Genomic DNA, 25,940 nt, shown 5'->3' with positions numbered 1-25,940 from the left:
GGCCCGCCGTACGAGCGATCGCGCTACCCCGCCGGCCCGGCCGGGTGCGCTGCCTGCGGGAGGGACGACGGCGGCACCGCCGCCTCGCGCCGTGCCATGCCGCGCGCCATGTCGACGCGCGCCAGCAGCAGCAGGCCGGCCACGAAGAACAGGCCCGTGACCAGGATCGCGAGGCGATGGTTGCCCGCCGTGAGCCAGGTGACGATGCCGTAGGTGAGCGGCCCCACCACGGCGGCGAGCTGGATCGCGAAGGTCCAGAGCGCGAAGAATTCGGCCAGGCGCCCCGGCGGCGCCAGCGCGCCCACCATGGTGCGGCCGGCGCTCTGGCTGGTGCCCATGCACAGCCCGGCCAGCACGGCGGCCACCCAGAACACCGATACCGTGACCGCCATGTAGGCGGTCAGCACCATCACGATCCAGCCCGCCAGCGTGATCGCCAGCGCGCGCTTGTGACCGATGCGATCCTGGACGTAGCCGAAGCTGAAGGCGCCGATCGCCGCGCCGATGTTCACCGTGAACACCAGCAGCATGATCTGCGGCATGCCGAAGCCCATCACCTGTTCGGCATAGACGGCGGCCAGCGTGATGACGACCGCGATGCCGGCCTGGTAGGCCGAGCCGCAGAACAGCAGCCGGCGGAATTCGGGATAGTGCGCGCCGGTATCGCGCCAGGCTCGCGCCAGGCGGCCCAGCATGTTCGGCGCCTGCAGCGTGACCGCATGCGGCACCGCGCGTTCGCGCAGCAGAAAGAAGGAAGGCAAGGCCGCCAGGCCGAACATCACCGCGGTGATCACGATCACCCACGGCACGTATTCGGTCGCGCCCATGCCGCGGCCCTCGCCCCAGGTGACGAGCGCCAGCGACAGGCCCAGCGTGAGCATGCCGCCGCAGTAGCCGAAGCTCCAGCCCCAGCCCGACACGCGCCCCAGCGCCTGCGGCCGCGCCAGCTCGGGCAGGAAGGCGGCGATGATGGATTCGCCGATGCAATAGCAGTAATTGGACACGGCGATCGCGGCCAGCGCGAGCCACACGTCGCCCGGTCCGGCCTGCGTCAGCAACAGCGTGGCGAGCACGCAGCCCAGCGTGCTGGTGTAGAGCAGTCTGCGCTTGGACGCGCGCGCATCGGCACGCGCGCCCAGGCTGGGCATGGTCAGCATGATGGCCAGGTACGACACCGACAACGCCGCGGTCCAGGCCAGCGTGGCCCAGTGGGCCCGCTCGCCAACCACGCTGACGAAGTAGGTGCTGAACACCGTCGTGAGGATCACGGTGGTGTAGCCGGAATTGGCGAAGTCGTACATCGCCCAGGCCCAGACCTCGCGGCGCGTGACGCCGGGGTTGAGCGCGCCGCCCGCGATGGACGGCGCCTGACTCACGCCCGCTTCACTCATAGACCGATCGCGGCGATGCCGGCGCGGGCGATCTCGGCGTCTTCGGTGGACTTCACGCCCGACACGCCCACGGCGCCCAGCGTTTCGCCATTGGCCTGGATCGGCACGCCGCCTTCGAGCATGCCTTCGATCAGCGGCGCCGACAGGAACGAATAGCGGCCGTTGTTGATGATCTCTTCGTAGATGCGCGATTCGCGGCGGCCCAGCGCGGCGGTGCGCGCCTTCGCCGGCGCGATGTGCGAGGAGATCGGCGCGGCGCCGTCGCCACGCAGCATGCCCAGCAGGTGGCCGCCATCGTCGACCACCGCGATGGTCACGGCCCACTTGTTGGCCAGCGCATGCGCTTCGGCGGCCGCCAGGATCTTCTTCACATCTTCCGCAACCAGCACGGGTTTGGTTTTCATTGGAGCGATTCCTTGATTTGTTCCAGGGCAAGAGGATCTTCGATGGTGGTCAGATCGCCGGGATCGCGGCCTTCGCAGACCGCCACGATCGCACGCCTGAGCACCTTGCCGGAACGGGTCTTGGGCAATGCCCCCACGAAACGGATGCGCGCCGGCCGCGCCACCGCGCCCAACTGATCTTCCACCAGCCGCATGATATCCGCTTCCAGCGCCTGCGCCGCGGCCGCACCTTCGGCCTGGTCGGGCGACTTGAGGACGACGAACGCCATGGCGACCTGCCCCTTCAGGCTGTCGGCCACGCCCACCACCGCGCACTCGGCCACGCCGCCGTGGTTGTTGACCGACTCCTCGATCTCGCGCGTGCCGAGCCGGTGGCCGGCCACGTTGATCACGTCATCGGTGCGGCCCAGGATGAACCAGTAGCCGTCGTCGTCGACCAGGCCCCAGTCGAAGGTGGAGTAGAGCTGGCGACCCGGGATGGAGGTGAAGTAGGTCTGCACGAAGCGCTCGTCGTCGCCCCAGATCGTGCTCATCGCCCCCGGCGGCAGGGGCGGCTCGATCGCCACCACGCCCTTCTGGTTGGGCCCAAGGTCGCGCCCGTCCGCCTCGCTCACGATGCGCGCGTCGAAGCCGTACACCGGAAAGCTGGGGCTGCCGAAGCGGGTCGGCACGCGTTCGACGCCGGGCTGCGCCGACAGGATCGGCCAGCCCGATTCGGTTTGCCAGTAGTTGTCGATGATGGGCTTGCCCAGGCCCTGCGAGATCCATTCCGCCGTCGGTTCGTCCAGCGGTTCGCCAGCCAGGTAGACGGCGCGCAGCGACGAGAGATCGTATTTCTTGAGCAGCGCGGGGTCCTGGCGCTTGAGCACCCGCACCGCCGTCGGCGCCGAGAACAGGGTGTTGACCTTGTAGCGCTCGACCAGCCGCCACAGGATGCCGCCGTCGGGCCGCACCGGCGTGCCTTCGTACAGGATCGTGGCCTGCCCGCCGATCAGCGGGCCATAGACAATATAGGAGTGCCCCACGACCCAGCCGATGTCGCTGGTGCAGAAGTAGGTGTCGCCCGGCTCGCCATCGAACAGATATTCCATCGAGGTCGCCAGCGCCACCGCGTAGCCGCCCGTGTCGCGCTGCACGCCCTTGGGCCGGCCCGTCGTACCCGAGGTGTAGAGGATGTAGCTGGGCTCCGACGATTCGAGCCAGGTCACCGGCACGCGCGCGCCCTCGTGGCGCGCACGCAGCGTCGCGTAGTCCAGGTCGCGTCCGGCCACGCGCGCGACCTCCGCCAGCCCGCGGTCGTACATCACCACCTTGGCCGGCGGCGACTGGCACAGCCCGAGCGCCCGGTCGAGCAGCGGCTTGTAGGCCACCACCTTGCCGCCACGCGACCCCGCGTCGGTACACACGATCACCTTGGGCGCCGCATCGTCGATGCGCTGCGCCAGATTGCTCGACGCGAAGCCACCGAACACCACCGAATGCACGGCGCCGATGCGCGCGCAGGCCAGCATCGTGAACACGGCCTGCGGCACCATCGGCATGTAGAGCAGCACCCGATCGCCCTTCTCCACGCCCAGCTCGACCAGCATCGCCGCCACCGCGTTGACCTCGTCGAACAGCTGCTGGCGCGTGTAGGTCTGCTGCTGGTCGACCTCGGTCGAGAACCAGATCAGCGCGGGCCGGTCGGCCTGTTGCGGCAGCCACCGGTCGACCGCGTTGTAGCAGAGGTTGGTGCGGCCGCCCACGAACCACTTGGCGAACGGCGGCCGGGAGAAATCCAGCACCTCGGTGAACGGCGTCTCCCAATGGATCCGCTCGGCCTCGTCACGCCAGAAACCATTACGGTCTTGTATAGAACGGTAATGGAAATCCCGGGTTCTTTTCATCCTTGTCTCCTGGTATGGTCCGGTAGCTCTTGGGCAACTTGGTTTACTTCTCCTTATTTTCAGCGGCAAAGCTTGCACGAGTCTTGCCACCAATATACGGGGATGCCCTAGCATCAAGCAGGCTTCAGCCGTCATTCGGCACCAAAAAGGTGCATTAGTGCCATCCTATAGTCACAATAGGTTTGGTAGAATCCCTGAAAATTTTTCTTTCATCCATGGGTTGCGTCCCCGTTACCCGTGGTTTTGGCGAGCATGCATCGACACTCCACCCTCGCGCTACCCGACATCCTCTCCCGCCACGCGCAGCGTAGCCTGCGTCTGCTGGCGGCCGCGTGTTGCGTAGCCGGGCTGGTGGGTTGTGCCGGCACCGCGGCCAACAAGTCCGCCTCCGGTTCGTATAGCTACGATTCCGAGATCGACCCCTACGAAACCGACTGGGTCGCCACCGCAGACGATCCCATCGGCCTGCTCGTCACCCACAAGCTCAAGCGCGAACGCCAGCGCGAAGCCCAGGCGCCGTTCTCGTCCGAGAGCGCGCTGGTGGCCGAAGCCCTGAACCAGCTCGGCGTGCGCTACCGCTTCGGCGGCAACTCCCCCGACACCGGCTTCGACTGCAGCGGCCTCGTGGCCTACTCGGTCGAGCGCTCGCTCGGCGTCAAGATGCCGCGCAATTCGGCCGAGATGGCCCGCACCGCCACCGCCATCGAGAAAAACGACCTGCGCCCCGGCGACCTCGTGTTCTTCAACACGCTGGGCCGCCGCTACTCGCACGTCGGCATCTACATGGGCGACAACCGCTTCGTGCACTCGCCCAGCGCCGGCGGCGTCGTGCGCGTCGAAAACATGACCGTGGCCTACTGGTCCAAGCGCTTCAACGGCGCGCGTCGCATCGACGGCGCCCTGCTCGCCTCGGCCCGCGCCTCGCGCGACTGAGCCGCACGGCCGCCCCCACGAAAAAGCGCCCTCGGGCGCTTTTTTGTTGCGCGCGCAACCTGCGGCGCCGACCGCGCGCCCTGGCCGCCCACGGCGATCGCGTCATCCCGACTGATTTCCGGGCCGCACCGTGGCGCCACGCCGCGTGGCCGCTAAGTTGGCGGGTTGCGACCCGATCCGCCCCCTGATGCGCGCCGCGCCGCGCCGCCGCCCCCATGCGCCGGCGATTCGCGTCCGCCATCGTCCCCGCCCAAGGAACCCGCGCATGAACCGCCGCCACTTTCTCCGCGCAGCCGCGCTCACCGCCGCGCCCCTGATGCGCCGCGCGCACGCGGCGCCGGGCGCCGACCGCTACGTGCGCTACCGCGGCCAGACAGTGGCGATGAGCATTCCCGAGCATCCCCACTACGAAGCCATGCTGCGCGTGCTGGCCGCGTTCACCCGTCACACCGGCATCCACGTCGAGGTCGACCGGCGCCCGATCCCGGCGATGAAGCGCCTGCAAGGGCAGGCACTAAGCGCGGCTCAGGGCGATTACGACCTCGTCAGCTACTTCGCCAAATGGCGGGATCCCTACGTTCGCGCCCGCCTGATCCGCGATCTCACGCCCTACCTGCGCGACCCGGCGCTGGCGGACCCCGCGTTCGACCTGGCCGACATCGTGCCGGCCTACCTCGACAACATCGGGCTCGCGAGCGGCCCGCGCGGCGATCCGGCCGGCCCCGGCGTGGGCCTGTTCGGCCTGCCGTATGGCGCCGAGACCTCCATCCTGGCCTATCGGCACGATCTCTTCGCCGGCCTCGGGCTGCAGGCGCCCCGCAACTACGCGCAGCTGCGCCACCTGCTGCCGCTGCTGCGCGAGCGAACCGGCCTGGGCGCGCTCGCCTCGCGCGCACGCGCCGGCCATCACTGCGTGCACGCCTGGCTGCTGCACCTGGCGCCGCTCGGCGGGCGCGTCTTCGATGCGGGCTGGCGCCCGCGCTTGAACGACGCGGCGGGATGCGAGGCGCTCGAGCTGCTCAAGCTTATCGTCGCCACCGGGCCGGCCGGCGCGCCCGGCTTCGACCAGCACGACATGCTGCAGGCCTTCCTCCAGGGAGAGGCCGCGATGTATCTCGATTCCACCCTCGTGTTCGGCGCCGTGCGCGATCCGGCGCGCTCGCGCGTGGCGGGCAAGGTGGCCTACGCGCTGCACCCCTGGGGCGTGCGCGCGGCATCACAGACGGGCGGCCTGGGGCTGGCCATCCCGGCCAACGCGCGCCACCCGCGGGCCGCCTTCCTGCTGCTGCAGTGGCTGACCGCGAAGCGGCAGGACCGCTGGGTCACGCTCGCCGGCGGCGTGCCGGCGCGGATGAGCACGATGCGCGACGCGCGGGTGCTCGAACGCTTTCCGGAGTATCGGATCATGCGGCAGCAACTGTGCTTCGCCGACCCGGACTGGCGCCCGCTGGTGGCCGCGTGGGACGGGCTCGACGTCGGTTGCATGGGCAGCGCCATCGCGGATGCGCTGAACGGAAGGAAGACGGTGCGCGAGGCGCTCGACGGCGCCGCCGCGGAAGTGGCCGCCGTCATGCAGCGCGCGGGCTACTACGGCGCCTGAGCCCGCGGCCGCCCTGCCCGCTGGCCGCCCTGGCCGCTGGCCGCCCGCGCGTGGCGGGCGGCCCCGCCACAAAAAAGGGCATCGTCGGAATCTTCCGACGATGCCCACAAAAAACGGCTGGCATGGCCGCCGCGTCAGCTCCCGGCATCCGCCATCGAGGCGGGACACCGGCGCCTTCCCGCGGAGTCCGGGGGAGGCAGCAAGCGGCGACGATGCCTTCCGGCGGCAAAAAAATCGATACGACCGACGTGCGGCGGGCGCTGCGCCCGCGCTGCGCCCGCGCTGCAGATCAGTTGGGTTTGCCCTTGGCCTTGCAGTTCGCGGCGTTTTCGCAGAGTCCGCATTGCTGCAGCGCCTGCTGCATGCTGCAGACCGAGCGTCGACAAGCCACGACGCGGATGCCGCCGCGCTGCGCGGCGTTGCGGAACGTCTTCATGACGTTGTGGCCGAGGAAGTCGGTGAGCAGAATCACCAGCTGCGTGCCGGAGGGCAGCTGCAGCGTTTTCTTCTGGTGCGAAGGATCACGGCCACTGATGTGGTGCGTGATCGAAATATTGTGGCCCCGGAGGAGGTCCGGAATATTGCCTAGCCTGTCTGCGCCCACTACCACTGCGCTGAGCCCTGCAACCATGATAAGCCTCGTCGGTCGTTGATCTGGAAGTAATGATAATGATTCCCATTGATGGACTCAACCGAAATAGCAGTGATTCTTATTTAATTCTTTCAATCGGCCTTTCGATTCGCATAGCGGCGCTCCTGCCTCCGCCACCGATCCATCTCCGATCTTGCGCCGAACGGACGCGTTCGCCCCTGATCTACCTCAACCTGCACCGGATTCAAGCCCTCGGACGGAACAACAGGTCCGCGTCCCCGTAGGACGATCGGAAACGGCGGCGGTGATGCTGTCGCACCGGCCGGCGCGCCCAAACAAAAACGCCGCCCCCGACATGGGGACGGCGTCCGGGACCAGCCTGCGCGATGCTCAGCGCGGCACGCCCTGCACCGCGTCGGTGACGACCTGGCGCGTGAGCGCCGGCGCCAGCATTTCGAGGAAGGTGTAGACGTAGTCGCGCAGGAACACGCCGGCCTTCACGCCCACGCGGGTGGTGTGCGTGCCGAAGAGATGGCCCACCGGCAGGCCCACGAGGTTGCCGTCGCGGCGCGGGTCGTAGGCGACGCCGGCGATGATGCCGATGCCCAGGCCCACGTCGACGTAGGTCTTGATCACGTCGGCGTCGATGGCCTCGAGCACGATGTCCGGATGCACGCCCTGGCTGGCGAACACCTCGTCGATCGTGGTCCGGCCCGTGAAGGCGCGGTCATAGGTCACGATGGGAAACTCCGCCAGTTGCGACAGCGTGATGCGCTTGGCCTCGCTGGAGGTCAACTCGGCGAGCGGATGGTCGGGGCGCACCACCACGGTGTGCTCCCAGGCATAGACAGGCAGCGTGGCCAGGCCCGGCGTCAGCGCGAGCGACTCGGTGGCCAGCGCCAGGTCGGCCTGCTCGTGCAGCACCATCTCGGCCAGCTGCGCCGGGCTGCCTTCGGCCAGCGACAGATGGACCTTGGGGAATTGCTTGCGGAACGCGGGGATGACGCGCGGCAGCAGGTAGCGGGCCTGGGTGTGCGTGCACGCGATCACGAGGCCGCCCTCGTCGCGGCGGGCAAACTCGTCGCTCACCTTCTTGAGGTTGTCGACCTCGCGCATGATGCGGTCGATCACCTGCGACACGGCCAGACCCGGCTTGGTCAGCCCTTTGATGCGCTTGCCGTGGCGCTCGAAAATCTTGATGCCGAGCTCGTCTTCGAACTCGATGATGGCCTTCGAAACGCCCGGCTGCGACGTGTAGAGCATGCGCGCGGCTTCGGTCAGGTTGAAGTCCCGGCGGATGGTCTCGCGCACGAAGCGGAATTGTTGAAGGTTCATTGCAGGCCCCTGATGACAGAAGCTGATTATAGGTAATATAGAAACCATTCAATATTACTTATTTGTCTTAGCTTAGGGCCGGATCGAAAGATTGCGGGACGGAGCCAGCGCCGCTCCAGCATCCATGCCGTGCCGCCGCCCGCTGCGGTCCCGGGGCTGCGGGCCCCAGCATCCCGCGCGGCGCTGCCACAGTCCGGCGAGGCGAGTCATCCCGCCAGCACGCCCCCGTTGCTGGCGAATTCCCGGGTGTAGGCGCTCGGCGTCTTGCCGGTGAACGAGGTGAAGGCGAGCGTGAAAGCCGCCACGCTGTTGAAGCCTACCTCCAGCGCCGTCTGCGTGACCGACAGACGCCTGATGGTCAGCAGCTCGATGGCGCGCGCCATCCTCAGCTCCTTCAGAAACAGGCGCCAACTGGTGCCGAGTTCATCGCGGAAGTAACGGCGCAAGGTACGCACCGACGTGCCGGCAGCCTCGGCTGCCAGTTCGATCGTGACCGAGTCGAGGCGTGTGCGGCTGTAGGCGATGGCGCGTTTGAGTTCGACGGAGTCGCCGAAAGGAATCCACATCATGCGCGAGCAGCGAAACCACTCCCTGCACAGCAGACCCATCGCGTTGAAGTAGGCGTTGGCGACGGGATCGTCCTCGGCGCGGTCCCTGCCCCACCGCAACGCGTAGCCGAGCATTTCCCTGGCCAGGCCGTTGATGGGCGCGGCCCAACAGCCTTCGTGCTCCCAGACCGTGTGATGCCGGCTCAGGTGCACCACGCCGACCACCGTGTCCGGATTCGTGCAGATGCGGTAGGGCCTGCCATGCGGGATGAAGACCATGTGCGCCGGCAACAAGGTCCACTGGCCGTGCGGTCCCTCCAGCTTCAACGCGCCTTGCTCGACGCAAAGAATCTTGTTCTTTTCGTCGCCCAACGATCCGATGCGCCGTTTACCCGGTCTGATTTTCTCCATGCACTCCGCCAGCGCGTCGATGCATCGGAACGGATTGTCCGGATCGTCCTGCGGCGTTTCCCAGTCGGCACGCGCCGTTGCGGTCGTCATGGCGGTCTCCCGTGCGAAGCCCGGTTTGGGCCTGGCCGTTTTTCGATGGTCTCGTGGCCGTTTTTAGATTGAAGCCTTGCCGGCACCACTGAACAATAGTCGAAATCAAAAATTTATCCAAAAAGAACGAATTCAGGCCATGACACCCGCCTGACGGAGACAAACATGAACGCAGCCACCGCCGGCCAGGGCACCCGCAGCCCCACGCCGCCCGCCGCCCTGCTGGCGGTGCAGGGCATCGGCAAACGCTTCAACGGCGTGCCCGTCCTCAAGGATGTCAGCTTCGATGTGCGCCCCGGCGAAATCGTGGCGCTGCTGGGCGAGAACGGCGCCGGCAAATCGACGCTCATCAAGGTGCTGGCCGGCATCCATGCGCCCTCCTCCGGGCAGCTGTGGTTCCGGGGCGAGCGGGTCGACACACGCGCGGCGCACCAGCGCATCGCCTTCGTGCACCAGGACCTCGGCCTGGTCGATTGGATGAGCGTCGCGGAAAACATCGCGCTCGCCACGCGGTTCCGCAGGCGATTCGGCCTGATCGACTGGCGCCAGGTGCGGGCACGGGCGCGCGCGGCCCTGGCGCTGGTGGGCGGGGCGATCCACCCGGATGAGCGGGTGGCCGCGCTGTCGCGCGCCGAACGCTCGCTCGTCGCCATCGCGCGCGGGCTGTCGTGCCGGGCCGATCTGCTGGTGCTGGACGAACCGACCGCCAGCCTGCCGCAAAGCGAGGTGGAGCAATTGCACCGAGTGTTGCGGGGGCTGCGGGACCAGGGCGTCGCGATGCTCTACGTGTCGCACCGGCTGGACGAAGTGTTCGCCCTATCGGATCGCATCGTGGTGCTGCGCGACGGCAGCCTGGTGGCCGATCAGGCCACGTCGATCACCCGGCCCGATGAACTGATCCGCCACATCGTCGGCCGTGAGCCCGATGCCGTATTCGTACGCGCGCTGGCGACCGCCGCGGCGCCGGTCGCGCTGTCCGTGCGGCGGCTGGTCACCGACGAGGCCGGCCCGCTGGACTTCGATGTGCGCTGCGGCGAGATCCTGGGGCTGGCGGGCCTGCGGGGCGCCGGCCAAGACAAGGTCGGCAGGGCTTTGTTCGGTGCGGAGCCGGTCCTGTCCGGAACGGTACTGCTCGACGGCCGGGGAGCCGACCTGTCGAGCCCGGGCGCCGCGTTGCGCAGCGGCCTGTGCCTGGTCGCGGGCGACCGCTACGGCGAGTCGATCGCGCCCGGGTTGAACATACGCGAGAACCTCTTCATCAATCCGAAGGCGACCGGACGCGCGGCCTTCGTGCTGCGCTCGACGGCCAGTGAAGCCGAGGAGGCGCAGCAGCTCGGCCGGCGCGTGGCGCTCCGGCCCAATGATCCGGACGCGCTGATCGAAACCTTGTCGGGCGGCAATCAGCAAAAGGTCGTCATCGCCCGATGGCTGCGCGTCGGCGCACAGGTGCTCGTGCTCGAGGACCCCACCGCCGGCGTGGACATCGGCGCCAAGGCCGAAATCTACCGCTTGCTTGGCGACGCCGTGGGCACGGGCATGGCGGTCATCCTGATCTCTTCCGACTTCGAGGAAATCGCACAGATCTGCCACCGCGCACTCGTGTTTCGCAACGGCGCCATCGCGCGCGAGTTGCCGCAGGCGCAACTGAGCGTGTCAGCGCTGTTGCACGGCGCCTCACTCGACGGCGGCGCCGTGCCGACCGAATCCCTCCATTGACCGACCGCGGAGTCCGCCATGCAATCCCTCAAATCGAATGCGCTGGAGCCCACCCGCCGCGAGCTCGCGGCGCTTGCCCCGCTGGCGCGCTGTACGCGGCTGCTGCCGGTCTTCGGCCTGCCCATCCTCACGCTGCTGCTCATCCTGGTGTTTTCGGTAGCACTGCCGGACACGTTTCCGACGCTGCTGAACGTGCGCTCGATCACGGGCGACAAGTCGATCATCGCGCTCCTTGCGCTCGCCGCGATGATTCCGATGATGACGGGCCGAATCGATCTGACGGTCGGCTACGGCATCGTCATGTGGCACATCCTGGCCATCAGTCTGCAGACGCTGTATGGACTCGACTGGATCACGGCCGTGCTCGTCGTGCTCGCGCTCGGCGCGCTGCTGGGATTCGTGAACGGCATGCTGGTCGAGATCGCGCAGATCGATTCTTTCATCGCAACGCTGGGCACGGGCACGGTGCTGTACGCACTGGCCATGTGGCATACCGGAGGCAGGCAGGTCATCGGCGCGCTGCCGGAGCCGTTCACATCGCTCTTCGCGACATCGCTGTTCGGCTTGCCGATCGCCACCACGTACGTGATCGTCCTCGCGATCGTCCTGTGGATCGCCGCCGACTACCTGCCGATCGGCCGCTACTTCTACGCGATCGGGGCGAACCCGCGCGCCGCCGCCCTGAACGGCATCCCGACCCGGCGCTACGTGATCCTTGCCTTCATCGGCTCGGGCCTGCTGACCGCCTTCGCCGGCGTGGTGCTGGCCGCAAAGCTGCGCATCGGCCAGGCGAGTGTCGGCCTCGACTACCTGCTGCCCGCGCTGGTCGGGGCATTCCTCGGATCGACCACCATCAAGCCGGGGCGGGTCAACGTCTGGGGCACCGTATTCGGCGTGCTGATCCTGGCCGTGGGTATCGCCGGCATCCAGCAGCTGGGCGGGGAGTTCTACGTCGAGCCGCTCTTCAACGGCGCCACGCTGCTCGTCGCGATCGGCATTGCCGGATACGCGCAGCGGCGCCGGCGCAGTCCGCGTCGCCAGACTGCGCCGATCGCCGCACCCGCCGCACCGAATACGCAAGGCGGCTGATCCTGGTCGCAGCCGATCCAGAAACCGCCCGAACCCTCACTCGACCCAAGCACAACGCCGGAGACATCATGACGCGCCCCCTCATCACTCTTTCCGCCGCCATCGCACTGCTCGGCCTGTCGGCCACGCTCCATGCCGCCGACGACCTCGTCGTCCAGGCAGAGACATACACCGCGCAGGCGACCCGGGCCAGCCTGCCCTGGTCGGGCCCCACCACCGGGCCCGTGGCCCAGCCGGGCAAGACAATTGTCTTCGTGTCGGCCGATCAGCGTGACAGCGGCCCGCGCGGGGTCGCTCAGGCAGTCAGGCAGGCGGCCCAGGCGACTGGCTGGAACTACCGCATCATCGACGGCCAGGGCTCGATCTCCGGCCGCTCCAGCGCATTGAATCAGGCGCTGGCGCTCAAGCCTGATGGCATCGTATTGGGCAGCGTCGATGCGAAGGAGCAGGCCGCATTGATCCAGCAGGCCGCGTCGAGCGGCATCAGGATCGTGGGCTGGCACGCCTCGGCCAGGCCGGGGCCTGCGCCGCAGGACGGCATCTACACCAACCTCATGACGGACCCGCTCGATGTCGCGAAGGCGGCGGTGATGTACGTGATCGCGGCGTCGAAGGGCAAGGCCGGGGTGGTCATCCTCACCGACTCGACCTACGAAGTGGCCACGGCCAAAGCCGACGCGATGGCGGCGCTGGTCAGGCAATGCGCCGGCTGCCAGCTGCTCAAGGTGGAGGACACGCCGCTGTCGGACACCGCGACGCGCATTCCCCAGCTCTCGGCAACCCTGCTCCAGCGCTACGGGGCGAAATGGACCTGGACGCTGACCATCAACGACATGCCCTTCGACTTTATGGCACCGACCTTGCAGCAGGCGGGCTACAAGGGCGCCGGTCCGCTGCTCGGGGTGTCCGCCGGCAACGGCAGCGAATCGGCGTTCCAGCGCATCCGCAACAACGAATACCAGGTCGGCACGGTGGCCGAACCCGTGGCACAACAGGGCTGGCAGGCGGTGGACGAATTGAACCGCGCGTTTGCCGGCGCGCCGGCGAGCGGCTACTCGGCGCCCGTGCACCTCGTCACGCACGCCAATGTGGGCGCGGAAGGGGGCAAGGACAACGTCTATGACCCGGACAACGGCTACCGCGACGTCTATCGCCGGATCTGGAACGTCAAGTGAGCGCCCTCTCCCCTCGCCGGCGGACGCGCAGCGCGCCTTCACCGTCATGCACAAATACTTCATTCCGGACCTGCACATGAAAACGACTTCCAGCATCACGCCCGACTATGCGCACCACATGCGCCTCGTCGGGCACAGCGATCAGGGCGGTCGCGCAGACGGCGTGCAACTGATGGTGCACCGCGGCCACGCCTATATCGGCCACATGTTCTCCCGGGGCTTCAGCGTGGTGGACATCCGCGATCCCCAGCGCCCCCGGACGGTCGCGTTCCAGGAAGCCCCGCCCAATACCTGGAACATCCACCTGCAGACGCACGACGACCTGCTGCTGGTGATCAATGCGAAAGACATGTTCGCGGCCGACGAATTCCAGGACGAGCGTGAGTACTATCGCGGCGCGCTGGGCCGCAAGGTGGGCACGGCACAGGCCTCGGCCACGCCGAAAAACTGGCGCGCCGGCCTGGCGGTCTACGACATTTCGAAAGGCGACCGCCCCCGCGAGATCGGCTTCATGCCCATCGAAGGAGGCGGCGTACATCGGGTCTGGTACAGCGGCGGCCGCTGGGCCTATGCCTCCGCGTTGATCGACGGCTACACCGACTACATCTTCATCACGATCGACATGTCCGACCCCACGCGCCCCCAAGAGGCCGGACGGTTCTGGCTGCCCGGCATGCATGCCGCCGGCGGAGAGACGCCCTCCTGGGACGCATCGCGCCGCTACGGCCTGCATCATCCGATCGTGCATGGCGACACCGCCTACTGCGCGTGGCGGGATGCCGGCCTCGTCGTCCTGGACGTGGCGGATCGTGCCAGACCGGCCTTGCTCGCGCATCGCAACTGGTCCCCGCCCTTTGGCGGCGGGACGCACAACTGCCTGCCGCTGCCGGAGCGGGATCTGCTGGTCGTCTTGGACGAGGCCGTGCTGGATCACCAGCAGGACGGCGAAAAGCCGATCTGGCTGTTCGATGTGCGCGAACCGTCCAATCCCGTCAGCATCTCGACCTTTCCCAGCCCGGGCGAAGCCGATTACAAGCGCAAGCCGGGCCACTTCGGTCCGCACAACCTGCACGAAAACCGGCCGGGCAGCTTCGTGAGTTCCACCCTGATCTTCGCGACTTACCAGAATGCCGGAGTGCGCGTGTTCGACATCCGCAACCCGTATCAACCGATAGAAGTCGGCGCGTACGTGCCGCCCCGACCCGAGCGGCTGATGGACCGCCGGCCGAATCGCGCCCGGGTGATCCAATCGTGCGACGTGTTCGTCGACGCCGGCGGCCTGATCTACGCGACGGACTACAACGGCGGGCTGAGCATTCTCGAGTTCAGCGGGCTGCGCTAGCGCGCCGCCAAACCGCGGCGCAAGCAAGAAAGCCCGGGCCGCCAGGCCCGGGCTCTCGTCGTAGTGCAGCGCTGGCGCGGGGCTCAGCGCATCGAGATCGTGGTGTTGACCGAGCGGCCGTGGGCCGACCAGCGGGCGGTCACGGTCTTGGTCTGGGTCCAGAACTGCACGGCCTGCTTGCCATTGGGGCCCAGGTCGCCCAGCTTGGAGCCGCGCGAGCCGGTGAAGCTGAACCAGGCCACCGGCACGGGGATCGGGATGTTGATGCCGACCTGGCCCACGTCGATGTTGTTCTGGAAGTAGCGCGCCGCGCCGCCGTCCTGCGTGAAGAGCGCCACGCCGTTGCCGTTCGGATTGCGGTTGATGAAGGCGACGGCGTCTTCCAGCGTTTCGGCGCCGACCACGCACAGCACCGGGCCGAAGATCTCTTCCTGGTAGATGCTCATCGTGTCGGTCACGCCGTCGAAGATCGTGGGGCCGACGAAGTTGCCCGACTCGAAGCCCGCCACCTTGAGGTCGCGGCCGTCGAGCAACAGCTTGGCGCCCTCGTCCACGCCCTGCTGGATCAGGCTTTCGACGCGCTTCTTGGCGTTGGGCGAGACCAGCGGGCCGAGATCGGCCTGGCGGTCGGTGCCGTTGTTGACCTTGAGCTTCTTGGCGCGCTCGACGAAGTCGGGCAGCCAGTTGCGCGCCTCGCCCACCAGCACCGCCACCGAGGTGGCCATGCAGCGCTGGCCCGCGGCGCCGAACGCGGCGCCCACTAGCTGGTTGAGCGCCACTTCGGGATCGGCGTCGGGCAGGATCACGCAGTGGTTCTTGGCGCCCATCATCGACTGGCAGCGCTTGCCGGCGTTGGAGGCGCGGTTGTAGATCTCGGTGCCGACGCGGGTCGAGCCGATGAACGACACGGCCTTGATGTCCGGGTGTTCGCACAGACCGTTGGCGATGTCGGGGCCGCCGTGCACGACGTTGAGCACGCCCGGCGGCAGGCCGGCCTCGAGCGCGAGCTCGGCCAGGAACAGCGAGGCGCTCGGGTCCTGCTCGGAGGGCTTGAGCACGAAGGTGTTGCCGCAGGCCACCGCGATCGGGAACATGAAGCAGGGCAGCATGACCGGGAAGTTGAACGCGGTAATGCCCGCGCACACGCCGAGCGGCTGGATCAGGGTGTAGACGTCGATGCCGCCCGCGGCGTTCTCGGCGTATTCGCCCAGCTGCAGATTGGCGATCGAGCAGGCATGCTCGACCACCTCGAGACCGCGGCCCACTTCGCCTTCGGCGTCGGGCAGGGTCTTGCCGTGTTCGCGCGTGATCATCTCGGCCAGCTTGCCGGTGTTGTCGCGCAGCAGTTGCTGCAGCTTGAGCATGACGCGCATGCGCGCGCCCTGCCCGCTGTTGCGCCAGGTCTGGAACGCTTCCTTGGCGTTGGCGACGGCGAGATCGAGCTCTTCGCGCGTGGCGAACGGCACCTGCGCCACCACTTCCTGGGTGGCGGGATTGATCACGTCGCGCCATTGCGTGGTCTTGGACTGCACCAGTTTGCCGCCAATCAAGAGCGGGATGCGGGGGACGTCACTCATTGCTTGCTCCTCGGACTGCAGGGTCGGTGCGGCGCGGGGCCGCGCTTGGGGAGGACGGCCCTTGCGCGGGCCGCCCGATACGGGAACGTCAGGGTTTGGCGACCAGGGGGCAGGTCGAGTCGGCCAGCGGCTGGAAGGCCTCGGCCGCCGGGATTGTGGCGACCAGCTTGGAGTAGTCCCAGCCGCCCTTGGAGTCGGCGGGCTTCTTGACCTCGTAGAGATACATGTCGTGGATCACGCGGCCGTCCTTGCGGATCGAGGCGTTGCGCATGATCGGATCCTTGATCGGCAGCTCGCGCATCTTGTCGGCCACGACCTTGCCATCGGTGCTGCGCGCGGCGGCCACGGCGCGCAGATAGTGCAGCACGCTCGAATACACGCCGGCCTGCGTCATCGTGGGCTTGAGCCCGCGGAAGGCCTTCTCGAACCGGGCCGACCACGCGCGCGTGGCGTCGTCGTAGTCCCAGTAGAAGCCGTCGACATACGACAGGCCCTGGGCGTTTTCCAGGCCGAGCGCGCGCAGGTCCGACAGGAAGATCAGCAGCGACACCAGGCGCTGGCCGCCCGCCACGATGCCGAACTCGCGCGCCTGCTTGACCGCGTTGACCGTGTCCTGGCCGCCGTTGGCCAGCGCCACCACCTGCGCCTTGGAGCTCTGCGCCTGCAGCAGGTAGGAGGCGAAATCGGGTGCGTTGAGCGGATGGCGCACGCTGCCCGCCACCGTGCCGCCCAGCGACTTCACGGCCTTGACCGTGTCGGCCTCGAGCGAGTGGCCGAAGGCGTAGTCGACCGTGACGAAGAACCACGACTTGCCGCCCGCGCGCACCGTGGCCTTGGCGCCGCCGGCCGACTGCGAATAGGTGTCGAACATCCAGTGGAAACCGACCGGCGAGCATTCCTTGTTGGTGAGCGCCGTGGTGGCCGGGCCGGAGAACATCACGACCTTGTTCTTCTCGCGCGCGATGCCCTGCACCGCCAACGCCACCGCCGAGTTGGTGAGGTCGGCGATGGCGGACACGCCGTCGCGGTCGAACCACTCGCGGGCGCGCGCCGCGCCCACGTCGGCCTTGTTCTGGTTGTCGGCCGAGACCAGCTCGATCTTCATGCCCTTGCATTCGGCGGCGAGGCAGTCGTCGATCGCCAGCTGCGCCGCGGCCACCGAGCCGGCGCCGCCCATGCCGGCGTAGGTGCCGGACATGTCCGTGAGCACGCCGATCTTCACCGGCGGCATATCGGCCGCCCCCGCCTGACCTGCTCCCAACAAGACGCCCAGGCACAACCCTGCGGCGGTAGCGCGCGCATGCGATCTCATGACCTTGTCTCCTGTGTTTTTATGGGCTCACGCCGTCGCCGCGAGGGCTCGCGGGCGGGTGGCTGCCCTAGTGTAGATGTGTGAAAATCCACAAGCAACGCCAGAAATGCACATAGATTGTGCATGAATGCACAACCAAAACCGGGGCGCCACGATGCTCGATTGGGACAGTCTGCGATTCTTCCTGGAGGTGGCCCGCACGCAGCGCGTGAGCGCCGCCGCGCGCCGCCTGGGCGTGGAACACACGACCGTGGCGCGGCGCGTGCGCGCGCTCGAGGCCGAGCTGGGCAGCCTGCTGTTCGAGAAGTCGCGCAGCGCCGGCTTCGTGCTCACCGAAGACGGACAGCGTCTGTTTGTGCACGCCGAGCAGATGGAAAGCACGGTGCAGACCGCGCGCGAGAGCCTGTCCGGCATCGGCCAGGCGCTGTCGGGGCACGTGCGCATCGGGGCGACCGAGGGCTTTGGCAGCTACGTGGTCACGCCGCTGGCCGCCGATTTCCAGCGCCGCTATCCGCACATCACGCTCGACATCCTGCCGGTGCCGCGCTTCGTCAGCCTGTCCAAGCGCGAGGCCGACCTGGCCATCACCATCGAACGGCCGCAGCGCGGCCCCTATGTGTGCAGCAAGCTGTGCGACTACACCCTGATGCTCTACGGCACGCCGCAGTACCTCGCGCGCCATGCCCCGATCCGGCGCCGCGAAGACCTCGCCGGCCACACCTTCATCGGCTATGTCGACGAACTGCTGTTCAGCGAACGGCTGCGCTATCTCGAAGACGTGTTGCCCAACAGCCGCGTGATGCTGCGCAGTACCAGCGTGGTGGCGCAGTATCACGCCGCGCTGCAGGGCCAGTCGCTCGCCATCCTGCCCGGCTTCATCGCCGCGCAGGACGCGCGCCTGGTGCCGGTGCTGGGCGAGGAGATCGCGATCACGCGCAGCTTCTGGATGTACTGCCACGAAGACCTGCACAAGCTCAAGCGCGTGAGCCTGCTGTGGGACTTCATGCGGCGTTCGGTGGAGCACAACACCGCGCTGCTGCGCGGCCAGGGCGGCGCGATGCAGTACCTGGCATGAAAAAGGCGGCCGCAGCCGCCTTTTTCAACGATGCGCCGGCGCCTAGGCCGGCTTGTGGTCGCGCGGCGCCTTCACGCGCAGACGGCGCATGAGCAGGAACACCGCCAGCGCCGTCACCACGGCGTGGATCGCCCACACGCCGATGCCGAAGCTGATCTTGCCGCTGCTGATCCAGGCGCGCGAGAGGTTGATGAGGTTCATGTACAGCAGGCCCACCAGGCCCGCGATCAGCAGGTCGCCGGAGCGGCCCAGGCGCGGATTGACCGCGCCCAGCGGGATCGCCAGCAAGGCGAGATTGAGCGCGGCCAGCGGCATCGCGATGCGCCACATGATCTGCGACCACGCGCTGTCGGTGTTGTCGGCCACCAGCTGCATCGTGGGGCGCGCCTTGCTCGAGCGCTCGGCGGCGGCACGCGCCTCGGCCAGCGGATCCTCGCCGGCCTTGCTCTCGAGGCGCAGGCCGTACTTGTCGAACTCGCTCAGGCGCATTTCCGGCGTGCCGGGCTTGAGGTCGTAGCGATTGCCTTCGGACAGCACCAGGAAGCGGTCGCCGTTTTCGAGCGTCTCGCTGTGGGCGCTGCGCGCGGTCAGCACGCTGAACCATTCGGGATCGATGGCGCGCGCGAACACCGCGCCGAGCTCGTCGCCGGGACGGGTCGGATCTTCGGCGAAGAACACGCGATCGCCGCGCCCGGATTCGGCGAACTGGCCGGCCGCGACCTTGGACAGGTCGGAGCGCTGCTCGAAGCGTTCGCGATACTCGCCGATCTGGCGATAGGCCCAGGGCGACGCGGCCAGCGTGAGCACCGCCACCAGCGCGGCCACGGGCACGGCCACGCGCAGCACCGGGCGCAGCCAGTCGGCCAGCGACAGACCGCTGGCGAACCACACGACCATTTCGGATTCGCGATAGTTGCGGGTGACCGTGGTCAGCACCGCGATGAACAGCGACACCGCCAGCACGGTGGGCAGTGCCGTGATGGTGGAGAAGGCCGCGAGGCCCAGCACCACGTCGGCACCGATGCTGCCGCCGGCCGCTTCACCGAGCAGACGCACGAGCAGAACACTCAGCCACACAACGACGAGAGTGGAGAACACCACGCCGGCGTGACTGGTAATCTCGCTGACGACAGACCGTTTGAATAGAGACATGGAAGAATTTGCGGGATAATCGACCGCAACATACGACGCACTCGGGAAATCCCCATGGAATTTAGCACACAGACCACCGCTTCCCTGCATCAAATCAAGACCTCCGCCCTCGCAGTGGGCGTGTTTGCCGACGGCATCCTCAGCCCGGCGGCGGAATTGATCGATCGCGCCGCCAATGGCGCGGTGCGCGCCGTCGTGAAGGCCGAGTTCCGCGGCCGCACCGGCTCGACCCTGGTGCTGCGCGCCCTGCCGGGCGTGAGCGCCCAGCGCGTGGTGCTGGTGGGCCTGGGCAAGCGCGAAGACTTCAGCGCCCGTGCCCACGCCGCCGCCGAGCAGGGCTTCGCCGCCTATGCCGTGTCGGCCCAGCTCACCGAAGCCGTGTCCACGCTGGCCGCCAACCCGCTCGAAGGCGTGTCGATCCGCGCCCGCGCCCGGGCCGCCGCGATCGCCGCCGGCGCCGCCACCTATCACTACGACGCGACCTTCGGCAAGACCGACCGCGACGCCCTGCCCAAGCTGAAGAAGGTGGTGCAGGTCGTCGAGCGCGCCGACACCGCGCAGGCCCAGCTCGGCCTGCGCGAGGGCGGCGCCATCGCCCGCGGCATGACCCTCACCCGCACGCTGGGCAACCTGCCCGGCAACGTCTGCACCCCCACCTACCTGGCCGACACCGCGCGCAAGCTGGCGCGCGAGTTCAAGACCTCGCTCAAGGTCGAGGTGCTCGACCAGGCCAAGGTCGAGGCGCTGGGCATGGGCTCGTTCGTGTCCGTGGCCCGCGGCTCCGCCGAGCCGCTGCGCTTCATCGTGCTGCGCTACAGCGGCAAGGCCACCAAGAAGGCCAAGGCCGCGGCCGGCCCGGTCGTGCTGGTCGGCAAGGGCATCACCTTCGACGCGGGCGGCATCTCGCTCAAGCCCGCCGCGACGATGGACGAAATGAAATACGACATGTGCGGCGCCGCGAGCGTGCTCGGCACCTTCCGCGCGCTGGCCGAACTCGAGCTGCCGCTCGAGGTGGTGGGCCTGATCCCCGCCTGCGAAAACCTGCCCAGCGGCACCGCCAACAAGCCGGGCGACGTGGTCACCAGCATGTCGGGCCAGACCATCGAGATCCTCAACACCGACGCCGAAGGCCGCCTGGTGCTGTGCGATGCCCTGACCTACGCCGAGCGCTTCAAGCCCTCCGCCGTGATCGACATCGCCACGCTCACCGGCGCGTGCGTGGTCGCCCTGGGTGGCGTCAACACCGGCCTGTTCTCGAAAAACGACGGCCTGGCGGAAGCCCTGCTCGCCGCCGGCCGCGAAGCGATGGACACGGCGTGGCGCATGCCGATGGACGACGCCTACCAGGACCAGCTCAAGTCGAACTTCGCGGACATCGCCAACATCGGCGGCCCGCAGGCCGGCGCCGTCACCGCCGCCTGCTTCCTGTCGCGCTTCACCAAGGCCTATCCGTGGGCCCACCTCGACATCGCCGGCACCGCCTGGAAGGGCGGCAAGGACAAGGGCGCCACCGGCCGTCCCGTGCCCATGCTGATGCAATACCTGCTCGATCAGGTCGCCTGATGCGGCGCACGGCATGACCCGCGTCGACTTCGCCTTCGGCGCCCCCGACCGCCTGCGCGCGGCCTGCCAGACGGCGCGCAAGCGCTATCTGGCGGGCCAGCGCCTGGTCGTCTATTGCAGCGACGGCAGCCGCCTGTCGGCCTTCGATCGCATGCTCTGGGCCTTCGACGACACCGCCTTCGTGCCGCACGTGCTGGCCAAGGATCCGCTGGCCGAGCGCACGCCCGTCGTGCTGACGGCCACGGATCCGCAGAGCGCGCCGGGGATGGAGCCCACCGCCTGGCTGCTCAACCTGGACGATGCCTGCCCGCCCCGGTACGATGGTTTCGAGCGCGTCCTCGAGATCGTGTCCGACGACGCCGCCGAGAAGCAGGCCGCCCGGGCCCGCTGGCGCGACTACCAGGCCGCCGGCCACAGCCTGCACAGCCACGACCTGAGCCGCGGCGCCTGAGCGCCGCGCGCCGTTTTCCCGTATCGCCATGTCCCGCCCTGAAACCGATCCCGGCATTCCCACGCTCACGCAGCGCGTCGCGGCCCCGGCCCAGCCGGCCCCGGCCGCCCCCGACACGCCCGCGCTCGACGCGCTCGACGACGTGCCCGTGCTGGACCTGCCCTGGGATCCGGTGGACGTGACGCCCCCGCCCGCACCGCACGACCCCGAGCCCGAGGCGGCGCCGCCTGCCGCCGCGGCCGAGCCGGCCTGGCCAGCAGCCGCCTCGGCGCCCGCCGACGCGCCCGCCGCCGCGTTTGCCGACGCGCGCGTCCCTGCCCCGGTCGCCCCGCAGGCTGGCGACGCCCTCGTCCCGGCGGCCGAGCCGGTGCTGCGCGCATTGCTGCAGGCCGAGCTCGAGGCCGCCGTACAGGCGGCCGCCGACCGGGCCGCCGCCGACATGCGCGCCCGGCTCGAGGCCGAGCTGCCCGACGTGATCGAACGCGCCCTGGCCCGGCTGCGCGCAGGCTGAACACCGGCCACGTCGCGGCGGCCGCCTTTTCCGGCGCGCCGTCCCGCTCCGCGCGGCGCGCTCTTGAAAGCGGCGATTGCGGCCCCATATTCGGCAAAACGCTGGATTGTTAAGGGAACTGTCAGGTAGACTTCCCATCTAAGCTATCAAGGCAATTTCTTTTTGCCGCACTCAGGAGTCGTCAATGAACGAATATCGTCCGTCCCCTTTTAACCGCTCCGGTTATGCCGGTGCGCCGGGCGAGGTCGTCCGGAACCAGGTGCTGCGCAACACCTACTGGCTGCTCGCGCTGTCGCTGATCCCGACCGTGCTGGGCGCGGCCGTGGGTCTGTACACCGGCATCAACCGCGTCATGGCCGGCAGCCCCGGCCTGTCGGCCATCGTGTTCCTGGTCGGCGCCTTCGGCATGATGTTCGCCATCGAGAAAAACAAGAACAACTCGCTGGGCGTGGTGCTGCTGCTGGCCTTCACGTTCTTCATGGGCGTGATGCTGTCGCGCCTGCTGGGCTTCGTGTTCGGCATGAGCAACGGCGCGCAACTGGTGATGATGGCCTTCGGCGGCACGGCCATCGTGTTCGGCACCATGGCCACGCTGGCCACCACCATCAAGCGCGACCTCTCGTCGATGCAGAAGTGGCTCTTCACGGGCGCCGTGGTGATCCTGGTCGCCGCGCTGGCCAACATCTTCCTGCAGATTCCTGCGCTGATGCTGACCATCTCGGTGCTGGCCATCGTGATCTTCTCGGCCTTCATGCTGGTCGACCTGCAGCGCGTGGTCAACGGCGGTGAAACCAACTACGTGTCGGCCACGCTGGCGATCTACCTCGACGTCTACAACGTGTTCTCGAACCTGCTGATGCTGCTCGGCATCTTCGGCGGCAATCGCGAATAAAGCGCAGACAGGACAGCTGCACTGTCCTGCGCCTTACCCCCACCCGCATGCCCTGACGGCTGCGGGTTTTTTTTCGCCCCGCCGTTCAGGCGCGCGGCCGCGCCCAGGGCAGCGGCACGCCCTCGCCGCGGTCCTCCAGCGTCACGCGCTGCCCGGTGGCCACCGCCTCGCCCTCGAGCCGCGCCACCAGCGCCACGCCGGGGTCCGTCGTCACGGTCAGGATGACGCTGCCGTCGCGCTGGCGGGCCTGGGAAAGCACCGTGCCGCCGGCCACCGTCACCGCCTCGGCCCGCTCGCCGCCGCAGGACGGGCACCAGAGGCGCGCCGGAAACACGGCATGGCCGCAGTCCATGCAGCGCCGCACCGTCATCGGTTTCGCCTGCGTCATGCGCCCTCCTCGCGTTGCAGCACGGCCGCGTTGGCGCACATGCCGTGGCGGTACTGCACCATGCCGTAGCCGGTGCACACGGCCAGGCGCGCGTTCTCGCGCTGGCGCTCGCCGGCGCGGCCCAGCAGCTGGCGGCACACCTCGACCAGCCCGTGCATGCCGCCTGCCGTGCCCGCCTGGCCCGCCGACAACTGGCCGCCGGCCGTGTTGACCGGCAGCGCGCCGCTGGCGATGCGGGCGTGCACGAAGCGCGCCAGGTCGCCATCGGCCACGAAACCGAGATCGGCCAGCTGCGCCAGCGCGATCGCCGGATAGTCGTCGTAGACGCTCACGAGGTCCATGTCCTGCGGCCCGCAGCCGGCGTCGCGCCACAGCGCGGGCGCGCACGCGTGCAGACCGGTACGCAGGCCATCGCCTTCCTGCTGGTCGCCGTTGTAGTCGGCCACGCCGGCGCGCAGCACCACGTGCCTGCCGCGCGGCGCGCGGGTCAGCACCAGCGCCGCCGCGCCGCTCACGACCGGCACGCAGTCCAGCCGCGACAAGGGGCCGGCCACCATCGGCGCGGCCAGATAGGCCTCGAGCGTGAGGGGCTCGCGGAACGCGGCGGCAGCGTACCCGGATGCGTGCGCACGCTGCGCCACGCACAGCGCGCCGTAGTCGGCGCGCGTCAGCCCGTGCGCGTCCATCTGGCGCTGGGTCAACATGGCAAAGAGCGGATTGGGACCGACGCAGCCCAGCGGGCTCAGGTAATCGCGCGCCGTGCCGTTGTAGTCGCGCACCAGGGCCGTGAAGTCGGCGCCGGCGAAATGGTCCGCGGCCACCAGCACGAGGGTGTCGGCCTGCCCCGCCTCGAGCGCAAGCCAGGCCTGGCGCAGCAGGTTGATGGCGCTGGCGCCGCCCAGCTCGTCCTGCAGGCACCAGCGCAGCCCCAGGCCGAGCTTCCAGGCCATGTCGATCGCGCGGTCGGGACGCAGCGTGAACGAGGCCAGCCCGAAGCCATCGACCTGGTCGGGCCGCAGGCCGGCATCGGCCAGGGCCGCGCGCACGGCCTGCGCGACCAGCCCGGCGGTGCTGCAATCGGCCGGCGGATGCCGCATCAAGGCGGTCTCCGCCACGCCCACGATGCCGGCCGCCATCACGGGCGCGCCGCGTCGCCGGTATCGCGCGGCGGCTCGCGCGTGAGCAGCAGGGTCACCACCGTGACCGCCGCCATGCCCACCAGGAACCACGCCACCGGCGTGGCCGATTCGTAATGGCGCAGCAGCGCCATGGCGATCAGCGGCGACAGGCCGCCGGCGAAGACCGAGGCCAGCTCGTGGCCGAGCGCCAGGCCGGTGTAGCGCACCTCGGCCGGGAACAGCTCGGCGAAGTAGGCCGGCTGCGTGCCGATCATGGCGGCATGGCAGATCGTGTTGCCCAGGAAGAACGCGAGGAAGATCCACACGGTCTGCTGGGTCTGCACCAGCCAGAAGAACGGGAAGGCGACGAGCATCAGCCCGCCCGCGCCGATCATGTAGACCGTGCGCCGCCCGATGCGATCGGAAAGATGGCCGAACCAGACCAGCGTGCCCAGTTCGATGAACATCGAGAACAGCACGCCGCCCAGCATCACGTCGTTGGAGATGCCGAGGAATTTGCCGTAGGCCAGCGCGAACGCGAGGAACACGTAGGAGCCGCCATTCTCGGCGACGCGCAGGCCCATCGCGGTGAAGACCTGGCGCGGGTAGCGGCGGAACACCTCGAGCGCCGGCATGCGCGTGTCGCTCTTCTTGCGGGCGCGCACGAACTCCTCGCTTTCGGGAATGCGCGTGCGGATGTAGAGACCCACGCCGAAGATGATCACGCTCAGCAGGAATGGCAGGCGCCAGCCCCAGCTCAGGAAGTCTTCGCGCGGCAACTGCTGCGCCAGCATGAACACGCCCGACGAGAGCACGAAGCCGCCGGCCACGCCGAGCTGGCTCCAGGCCGAGAAGAAGCCGCGGCGACGGCCGTCGACCGCCTCGCTGATGAGCAGCACGCCGCCGCCCCATTCCCCGCCGGCCGCCGCGCCCTGCAACAGGCGCAGCAGCACCATCGCCACCGGCGCCCAGACACCGATCTGCTCATAGGTGGGCAGCAGCCCGATCATGAAGGTCGCCACGCCCATCAGGCCCAGCGTCCATTCGAGCGCGAGCTTGCGGCCGTAGCGGTCGCCGATGTGGCCGAAGATCACGCCGCCCAGCGGCCGGGCGAAGAAGCCCACCGCAAAACCGGCGAACGCGCCCATGGTGCCGAGCAGGGGATCGGTGCCTTTGGGAAAGAACAGATCGCCGAACACCAGCGCGGCCGCCGTGCCGTAGATGAAAAAGTCGTACCACTCCATCGCGTTGCCGGCGATCGAGGCCACTACGACCCGTCTCGTGCGCTGGCGCTGCGCGTCCTCTTCCTCGGCGGGAAGCGCCTCGGTCTGGCTCATCGTCATGGTTGCTGCCCCTTGTCGTGTTGGTTATTCGTGTACAGCGTGGGGG

23 protein-coding genes are annotated in these 25,940 nt (G+C 68.6%); 11 read left to right on the top strand and 12 right to left on the bottom strand.

The features are described from left to right. Positions 1-23 precede the first annotated feature (23 nt). Genes CEG14_RS07090 through CEG14_RS07080 form a run of 3 tightly spaced genes read right to left on the bottom strand, consistent with a single transcriptional unit; the run spans position 24 to position 3,681 of the window. Entirely contained in the window at positions 24-1,391 is a 1,368-nt protein-coding gene (locus tag CEG14_RS07090) for an MFS transporter (RefSeq protein WP_094825651.1), read from the bottom strand. Beyond that, positions 1,388-1,795 (bottom strand): GlcG/HbpS family heme-binding protein, encoded by a 408-nt coding sequence (locus tag CEG14_RS07085; RefSeq protein WP_094825650.1) that lies wholly within the window; start codon positions 1,793-1,795, stop codon positions 1,388-1,390. Before CEG14_RS07085 ends, CEG14_RS07090 begins: the two co-directional genes overlap by 4 nt. After that, positions 1,792-3,681: a propionate--CoA ligase gene (locus tag CEG14_RS07080; RefSeq protein ID WP_094825649.1), complete on the bottom strand. Its 1,890-nt coding sequence runs from the start codon at positions 3,679-3,681 to the stop codon at positions 1,792-1,794. The genes CEG14_RS07085 and CEG14_RS07080 overlap by 4 nt, the downstream gene beginning before the upstream one ends. Positions 3,682-3,933: 252 nt before the next feature. On the opposite strand from CEG14_RS07080, the gene CEG14_RS07075 reads away from it, so the two are divergent. Then, positions 3,934-4,614 carry a C40 family peptidase gene (locus CEG14_RS07075; RefSeq protein WP_094825648.1) on the top strand — a complete coding sequence of 227 codons (681 nt, stop codon included), beginning with the start codon at positions 3,934-3,936 and terminating at the stop codon, positions 4,612-4,614. Positions 4,615-4,879: 265 nt separating this feature from the next. Beyond that, positions 4,880-6,214, top strand: a complete 1,335-nt coding sequence (locus CEG14_RS07070; protein WP_094825647.1) for an ABC transporter substrate-binding protein — start codon at positions 4,880-4,882, stop codon at positions 6,212-6,214. Positions 6,215-6,503: 289 nt separating this feature from the next. Here CEG14_RS07070 and CEG14_RS07065 read toward each other — a convergent pair whose 3' ends face one another. The 3 genes from CEG14_RS07065 to CEG14_RS07055 all read right to left on the bottom strand — a co-directional run bounded on the left by CEG14_RS07065 (position 6,504) and on the right by CEG14_RS07055 (position 9,190). Continuing rightward, complete coding sequence (locus tag CEG14_RS07065; RefSeq protein WP_094825646.1) at positions 6,504-6,845, bottom strand: DUF2325 domain-containing protein; 342 nt, start codon at positions 6,843-6,845, stop codon at positions 6,504-6,506. A 351-nt stretch (positions 6,846-7,196) separates the two neighbouring features. Continuing rightward, entirely contained in the window at positions 7,197-8,141 is a 945-nt protein-coding gene (locus CEG14_RS07060) for a CysB family HTH-type transcriptional regulator (RefSeq protein WP_094825645.1), read from the bottom strand. 206 nt (positions 8,142-8,347) lie between these two features. Continuing rightward, positions 8,348-9,190, bottom strand: a complete 843-nt coding sequence (locus CEG14_RS07055) for a helix-turn-helix domain-containing protein (protein WP_094825644.1) — start codon at positions 9,188-9,190, stop codon at positions 8,348-8,350. Positions 9,191-9,355: 165 nt separating this feature from the next. On the opposite strand from CEG14_RS07055, the gene CEG14_RS07050 reads away from it, so the two are divergent. From CEG14_RS07050 to CEG14_RS07035, 4 genes are all read left to right on the top strand, one after another. Further along, on the top strand, positions 9,356-10,906 hold the full coding sequence (locus tag CEG14_RS07050; protein WP_094825643.1) for a sugar ABC transporter ATP-binding protein: 1,551 nt from the start codon (positions 9,356-9,358) through the stop codon (positions 10,904-10,906). An 18-nt stretch (positions 10,907-10,924) separates the two neighbouring features. Further along, positions 10,925-11,995, top strand: coding sequence for an ABC transporter permease (locus tag CEG14_RS07045; protein WP_094825642.1), 1,071 nt, complete (start codon positions 10,925-10,927; stop codon positions 11,993-11,995). A 68-nt stretch (positions 11,996-12,063) separates the two neighbouring features. Further along, entirely contained in the window at positions 12,064-13,170 is a 1,107-nt protein-coding gene (locus tag CEG14_RS07040) for a substrate-binding domain-containing protein (protein ID WP_094825641.1), read from the top strand. 76 nt (positions 13,171-13,246) lie between these two features. After that, positions 13,247-14,512, top strand: coding sequence for an LVIVD repeat-containing protein (locus tag CEG14_RS07035; RefSeq protein ID WP_094825921.1), 1,266 nt, complete (start codon positions 13,247-13,249; stop codon positions 14,510-14,512). 83 nt (positions 14,513-14,595) lie between these two features. Here CEG14_RS07035 and CEG14_RS07030 read toward each other — a convergent pair whose 3' ends face one another. Together CEG14_RS07030 and CEG14_RS07025 are read right to left on the bottom strand one after the other, a co-directional pair. Continuing rightward, positions 14,596-16,089, bottom strand: coding sequence for a CoA-acylating methylmalonate-semialdehyde dehydrogenase (locus CEG14_RS07030; RefSeq protein ID WP_094825640.1), 1,494 nt, complete (start codon positions 16,087-16,089; stop codon positions 14,596-14,598). An 88-nt stretch (positions 16,090-16,177) separates the two neighbouring features. Beyond that, on the bottom strand, positions 16,178-17,401 hold the full coding sequence (locus CEG14_RS07025; protein WP_094825639.1) for an ABC transporter substrate-binding protein: 1,224 nt from the start codon (positions 17,399-17,401) through the stop codon (positions 16,178-16,180). Between the two features lie 154 nt (positions 17,402-17,555). On the opposite strand from CEG14_RS07025, the gene CEG14_RS07020 reads away from it, so the two are divergent. Beyond that, positions 17,556-18,476, top strand: coding sequence for a LysR family transcriptional regulator (locus CEG14_RS07020; RefSeq protein WP_094825920.1), 921 nt, complete (start codon positions 17,556-17,558; stop codon positions 18,474-18,476). Positions 18,477-18,518: 42 nt separating this feature from the next. Here CEG14_RS07020 and lptF read toward each other — a convergent pair whose 3' ends face one another. Then, entirely contained in the window at positions 18,519-19,628 is a 1,110-nt protein-coding gene (lptF, locus tag CEG14_RS07015) for an LPS export ABC transporter permease LptF (protein ID WP_094825638.1), read from the bottom strand. 54 nt (positions 19,629-19,682) lie between these two features. Here lptF and CEG14_RS07010 point away from each other — a divergent pair, with 54 nt between their 5' ends. The 4 genes from CEG14_RS07010 to CEG14_RS06995 all read left to right on the top strand — a co-directional run bounded on the left by CEG14_RS07010 (position 19,683) and on the right by CEG14_RS06995 (position 23,045). Beyond that, on the top strand, positions 19,683-21,191 hold the full coding sequence (locus tag CEG14_RS07010) for a leucyl aminopeptidase (protein ID WP_094825637.1): 1,509 nt from the start codon (positions 19,683-19,685) through the stop codon (positions 21,189-21,191). Positions 21,192-21,204: 13 nt separating this feature from the next. Further along, positions 21,205-21,642, top strand: a complete 438-nt coding sequence (locus tag CEG14_RS07005) for a DNA polymerase III subunit chi (RefSeq protein ID WP_094825636.1) — start codon at positions 21,205-21,207, stop codon at positions 21,640-21,642. Positions 21,643-21,670: 28 nt separating this feature from the next. Continuing rightward, positions 21,671-22,153: a hypothetical protein gene (locus CEG14_RS07000; RefSeq protein WP_094825635.1), complete on the top strand. Its 483-nt coding sequence runs from the start codon at positions 21,671-21,673 to the stop codon at positions 22,151-22,153. Positions 22,154-22,337: 184 nt separating this feature from the next. Further along, complete coding sequence (locus CEG14_RS06995; RefSeq protein ID WP_094825634.1) at positions 22,338-23,045, top strand: Bax inhibitor-1/YccA family protein; 708 nt, start codon at positions 22,338-22,340, stop codon at positions 23,043-23,045. Positions 23,046-23,130: 85 nt separating this feature from the next. Here the strand turns inward: CEG14_RS06995 and CEG14_RS06990 are convergent, their stop codons facing one another. From CEG14_RS06990 to CEG14_RS06980, 3 genes are read right to left on the bottom strand one after another with little or no spacing between them, the layout of a single operon-like run. Continuing rightward, on the bottom strand, positions 23,131-23,433 hold the full coding sequence (locus CEG14_RS06990; RefSeq protein WP_143277180.1) for a Zn-ribbon domain-containing OB-fold protein: 303 nt from the start codon (positions 23,431-23,433) through the stop codon (positions 23,131-23,133). Next, entirely contained in the window at positions 23,430-24,569 is a 1,140-nt protein-coding gene (locus CEG14_RS06985; RefSeq protein ID WP_094825632.1) for a thiolase family protein, read from the bottom strand. The genes CEG14_RS06990 and CEG14_RS06985 overlap by 4 nt, the downstream gene beginning before the upstream one ends. Next, positions 24,569-25,888: an MFS transporter gene (locus tag CEG14_RS06980; protein WP_255032177.1), complete on the bottom strand. Its 1,320-nt coding sequence runs from the start codon at positions 25,886-25,888 to the stop codon at positions 24,569-24,571. The genes CEG14_RS06985 and CEG14_RS06980 overlap by 1 nt, the downstream gene beginning before the upstream one ends. Between the last annotated feature and the right edge of the window lie 52 nt (positions 25,889-25,940).

This window comes from Bordetella genomosp. 1 (genome assembly GCF_002261335.1).
In the GTDB taxonomy this organism is placed as follows: Bacteria; Pseudomonadota; Gammaproteobacteria; order Burkholderiales; family Burkholderiaceae_B; genus Bordetella.
This window is presented reverse-complemented; position numbering and strand designations above follow the sequence as displayed.

Bases quoted from the DNA above. Each gene is read 5' to 3' on its own strand.
- CEG14_RS07090 (WP_094825651.1), bottom strand. From the start codon at position 1,391: ATGAGTGAAGCGGGCGTGAGTCAGGCGCCGTCCATCGCGGGCGGCGCG.
- lptF (WP_094825638.1), bottom strand. From the start codon at position 19,628: ATGTCTCTATTCAAACGGTCTGTCGTCAGCGAGATTACCAGTCACGCC.
- CEG14_RS07050 (WP_094825643.1), top strand. From the start codon at position 9,356: ATGAACGCAGCCACCGCCGGCCAGGGCACCCGCAGCCCCACGCCGCCC.
- CEG14_RS06985 (WP_094825632.1), bottom strand. From the start codon at position 24,569: ATGGCGGCCGGCATCGTGGGCGTGGCGGAGACCGCCTTGATGCGGCAT.
- CEG14_RS07085 (WP_094825650.1), bottom strand. From the start codon at position 1,795: ATGAAAACCAAACCCGTGCTGGTTGCGGAAGATGTGAAGAAGATCCTG.
- CEG14_RS07060 (WP_094825645.1), bottom strand. From the start codon at position 8,141: ATGAACCTTCAACAATTCCGCTTCGTGCGCGAGACCATCCGCCGGGAC.
- CEG14_RS07065 (WP_094825646.1), bottom strand. From the start codon at position 6,845: ATGGTTGCAGGGCTCAGCGCAGTGGTAGTGGGCGCAGACAGGCTAGGC.
- CEG14_RS06995 (WP_094825634.1), top strand. From the start codon at position 22,338: ATGAACGAATATCGTCCGTCCCCTTTTAACCGCTCCGGTTATGCCGGT.
- CEG14_RS07075 (WP_094825648.1), top strand. From the start codon at position 3,934: ATGCATCGACACTCCACCCTCGCGCTACCCGACATCCTCTCCCGCCAC.
- CEG14_RS07055 (WP_094825644.1), bottom strand. From the start codon at position 9,190: ATGACGACCGCAACGGCGCGTGCCGACTGGGAAACGCCGCAGGACGAT.
- CEG14_RS07020 (WP_094825920.1), top strand. From the start codon at position 17,556: ATGCTCGATTGGGACAGTCTGCGATTCTTCCTGGAGGTGGCCCGCACG.
- CEG14_RS07070 (WP_094825647.1), top strand. From the start codon at position 4,880: ATGAACCGCCGCCACTTTCTCCGCGCAGCCGCGCTCACCGCCGCGCCC.
- CEG14_RS07025 (WP_094825639.1), bottom strand. From the start codon at position 17,401: ATGAGATCGCATGCGCGCGCTACCGCCGCAGGGTTGTGCCTGGGCGTC.
- CEG14_RS07010 (WP_094825637.1), top strand. From the start codon at position 19,683: ATGGAATTTAGCACACAGACCACCGCTTCCCTGCATCAAATCAAGACC.
- CEG14_RS07000 (WP_094825635.1), top strand. From the start codon at position 21,671: ATGTCCCGCCCTGAAACCGATCCCGGCATTCCCACGCTCACGCAGCGC.
- CEG14_RS07080 (WP_094825649.1), bottom strand. From the start codon at position 3,681: ATGAAAAGAACCCGGGATTTCCATTACCGTTCTATACAAGACCGTAAT.
- CEG14_RS06980 (WP_255032177.1), bottom strand. From the start codon at position 25,888: ATGAGCCAGACCGAGGCGCTTCCCGCCGAGGAAGAGGACGCGCAGCGC.
- CEG14_RS06990 (WP_143277180.1), bottom strand. From the start codon at position 23,433: ATGACGCAGGCGAAACCGATGACGGTGCGGCGCTGCATGGACTGCGGC.
- CEG14_RS07045 (WP_094825642.1), top strand. From the start codon at position 10,925: ATGCAATCCCTCAAATCGAATGCGCTGGAGCCCACCCGCCGCGAGCTC.
- CEG14_RS07005 (WP_094825636.1), top strand. From the start codon at position 21,205: ATGACCCGCGTCGACTTCGCCTTCGGCGCCCCCGACCGCCTGCGCGCG.
- CEG14_RS07030 (WP_094825640.1), bottom strand. From the start codon at position 16,089: ATGAGTGACGTCCCCCGCATCCCGCTCTTGATTGGCGGCAAACTGGTG.
- CEG14_RS07035 (WP_094825921.1), top strand. From the start codon at position 13,247: ATGAAAACGACTTCCAGCATCACGCCCGACTATGCGCACCACATGCGC.
- CEG14_RS07040 (WP_094825641.1), top strand. From the start codon at position 12,064: ATGACGCGCCCCCTCATCACTCTTTCCGCCGCCATCGCACTGCTCGGC.